Source organism: Dietzia sp. DQ12-76, assembly GCF_014145045.1.
GTDB lineage: Bacteria > Actinomycetota > Actinomycetes > Mycobacteriales > Mycobacteriaceae > Dietzia.
The window spans coordinates 1-2,659 of the sequence record NZ_JAALDV010000082.1; the positions used below are offsets into that span (position 1 = coordinate 1).

The 2,659-nt window shown below is 68.7% G+C and carries 4 protein-coding genes; 2 read left to right on the forward strand and 2 right to left on the reverse strand.

Features of this window, described 5'->3' with window-relative positions:
• Positions 1 to 66: 66 nt before the first annotated feature.
• Both G6019_RS03995 and G6019_RS04000 read right to left on the reverse strand, forming a co-directional pair.
• On the reverse strand, positions 67 to 456 hold the full coding sequence (locus G6019_RS03995; protein WP_107755653.1) for a DUF2304 domain-containing protein: 390 nt from the start codon (positions 454 to 456) through the stop codon (positions 67 to 69).
• Entirely contained in the window at positions 453 to 1,217 is a 765-nt protein-coding gene (locus G6019_RS04000; RefSeq protein WP_241725867.1) for a glycosyltransferase family 2 protein, read from the reverse strand. Before G6019_RS04000 ends, G6019_RS03995 begins: the two co-directional genes overlap by 4 nt.
• A 62-nt stretch (positions 1,218 to 1,279) precedes the next feature.
• On the opposite strand from G6019_RS04000, the gene G6019_RS04005 reads away from it, so the two are divergent.
• Together G6019_RS04005 and G6019_RS04010 are read left to right on the forward strand one after the other, a co-directional pair.
• Positions 1,280 to 2,176 (forward strand): glycosyltransferase family 2 protein, encoded by an 897-nt coding sequence (locus G6019_RS04005; protein WP_107757959.1) that lies wholly within the window; start codon positions 1,280 to 1,282, stop codon positions 2,174 to 2,176.
• Between the two features lie 114 nt (positions 2,177 to 2,290).
• Complete coding sequence (locus G6019_RS04010; RefSeq protein ID WP_194305436.1) at positions 2,291 to 2,659, forward strand: hypothetical protein; 369 nt, start codon at positions 2,291 to 2,293, stop codon at positions 2,657 to 2,659.

The following is a 2,659-nucleotide window of genomic DNA, read 5'->3' on the forward strand; positions in this document are numbered from 1 at the left end:
CGCCGCCGGTACCCGCGTCACCGGACTCCGCGCCGCCGGTATCCGCGCGACCAGCGGACCGGCCGGTCACCGTCGTAGGCGGTCGTCGTCGTCCGCGACGGGCATCACCGCGGTCGCGTCTGGCCGGTCCTCCGGCCGCACCGCGTTCTGCAGCGCGATCGACCGGGCCAGTCGGGCGTATCGCAGTTCCTGTTCGCGGAATCGCACGTAGGTGGAGACGGTGACGAATGCGAAGCCCATGACCAGCGCGTACAGCACCAGGTCCGTGCCCCGCTGGACGCCCAGGGCATTGGCCACCACGGTGAGGTCGTCCGGGCGCAGCACCGCATAGACCATGAACACCACGAACAGCACGAAGCCGATCTTGACCCCGGCCTTCGCCCGGGCTTTGCGCCGGTTGGCGAGGAAGAACGCCACCAGCGCGGCGCCGGCGAGCAGCAGTAGTGCCTTGATCATCGCGGCAACCTCTTTCCCACGAACCCGTCGGAGAGGATGTTGATCCCGTTGAGCAGCGACTGCCCCTTCGACATGGAGTACTCGGTGTAGAGGATGTCGACGGGCTGCTCCGCGACGCGCCACCCACGGTTGTCCATCAGTTCCACGAACTCGCTGGCGTGGCTCATGCCGTTCATCCGCAGGTTGAGGTCGTTCGCGACCCGCTCGTTGAACACCCGGAGCCCGTTGTGGGCGTCCGTCAGGCCGAGCCGGCGGGTGCGCGGGCTCAGCATGACGACGGTCCTCAGGACGATCCGCTTGATCAGCGGGACCTGATCGCCCTCGCGTCGCGGGCGGCCGAAGCGGGTACCCACCACGATGTCGACCGGTTCGGCTCGGACCCTCTCCACCATCGCGAGGACGTCCTTGACCTGGTGCTGGCCGTCGGCGTCGAAGGTGACGAAGTAGCGGGCGCCGGGTTGGGTGCGGGCGTACTCGACACCTGTCTGGATGGCAGCGCCCTGCCCGAGATTGACCGGGTGGCGGACGAGGTGCGCCCCCGCCCGGTGGATCGCGGCGGCGGACTCGTCGGACGACCCGTCGTCGACCGCCACGATGTTGGGGAACGTCTCTCGCGCACTGCTGAGCACGTCCTCGATGACGGTGCCCTCGTTGAAGCATGGCACGATCAGCCAGACGTCGCGGTTGCCCGTGGGGTCGTCTGCGGGGTCGCCGCCGGCCGTGTCACCGTGCTCTGGGAGTCGCTCACTGTCACTGCTCATCGCCGGTCGATACTATGCGATCGGACGGACAACCCGGTGACGAGAAGGACGGCGGTTCCCCGATGGCCATCGATGTGATGCTCCCCTACTACGGGGACGTCGGCCACTTCAAGAAGGCTGTGGACAGCGTTCTCTCCCAGAGCTATTCGGACTTCCGACTGGTCGTGGTGGACGACGGCTACCCGGACCCGGAGCCCGCCCGCTACATGGGGGAGATCACCGCACGCGACGAGCGGGTGACGTACGAGAAGAACGAGACCAACCTCGGTGCCAACGGCAACTACCGCAAGTGCCTGGAGATGGTCACCGCGCCGGTCGTCGTGGTGATGGGCGCCGACGACATCATGCTGCCCAACTATCTGCAGGTGGTGGCCGACGGGTTCGCGGCCGTTCCCGACGCCGCGGTGATGGAGGTGGGCGTCAGCGTGATCGACGAACACGGTGCGCCGGTCCGGCCACTGTCGGACACCGTCAAGTCGTTCACCCAGCCCAGGACAGACGGGCGCACGGTCCTGCACGGCGAGAAGCTGATGACCTCGCTGATGCACGGCAACTGGACCTACTTCCCGTCACTGGCGTGGAGTTCCGAGTGGATTCGCCGCATCGGGTTCCGCGAGGGGCTCGACGTGGTGCAGGACCTGGCGCTGCTGGTCGACGTGATCACCGCCGGCGGCCACATGGTCTACGACCCGACGCTGGCATTCCTCTACCGCCGGCACTCGGCGTCCGACTCCTCGGTGCGTGCGCTCGACGGCCGCCGCTTCGACGAGGAGGCCCGCTTCTTCGCCGCCGAGGCGGACGCGTTCGCCGCCCGGGGCTGGAAGAAGGCCGAGCGTGCCGCGCGACTGCACGTGACGTCGCGGCTCAACTCCCTGTCGCTGCTGCCCACCGCGGCCCGGGCCGGCAAGCTCGCCGAGGGTGGCAAGCGGCTCCTCGGCCACAGCTTCAGGAGGTTCTGACCCGGGCCGGGCCCGATCCCCGGGGCGGCTTAGATTTGGTCGTCCCTGCTGCGCCGGAAAGGCCCCCGCGCCGCAATGGGCACGACCAGAATCGGAGGCAGGTGAGCCGCCGGAATGGCCGGAGCGGAGGTCTATGTGATTCCCGAGCAGTGGATCCCGCACCGCCGTGAGGACGGCGAGCTGATCGGCTGGATCGACATGACAGCCGCGGCGCCGCTGCTCGTGCCGATCGACCGCCTCGGCCGCCCGCTCGACCCGGTCGAGCACTGGCACCGGGCGGAGGAGGTCCTCGAGGGGATCGGCCTGCGGTTCCTCATGGAGCGTTTCCTGTTCGGCGAGGACGGAGCCCAGACCGTGGTTCGGATCGCCCACCTGTACGAGGACCGGATCGTCCTGTCGACCGCGCTCACCGATGCGATCGAGGAGGTCGGCCGCGAGATCGTGGTGCCCTTCCCCGCGCCGAGCACGCTGCGCCCCGCCTGA

Bases quoted from the DNA above. Each gene is read 5' to 3' on its own strand.
- G6019_RS03995 (WP_107755653.1), bottom strand. From the start codon at position 456: ATGATCAAGGCACTACTGCTGCTCGCCGGCGCCGCGCTGGTGGCGTTC.
- G6019_RS04000 (WP_241725867.1), bottom strand. From the start codon at position 1,217: ATGAGCAGTGACAGTGAGCGACTCCCAGAGCACGGTGACACGGCCGGC.
- G6019_RS04005 (WP_107757959.1), top strand. From the start codon at position 1,280: ATGGCCATCGATGTGATGCTCCCCTACTACGGGGACGTCGGCCACTTC.
- G6019_RS04010 (WP_194305436.1), top strand. From the start codon at position 2,291: ATGGCCGGAGCGGAGGTCTATGTGATTCCCGAGCAGTGGATCCCGCAC.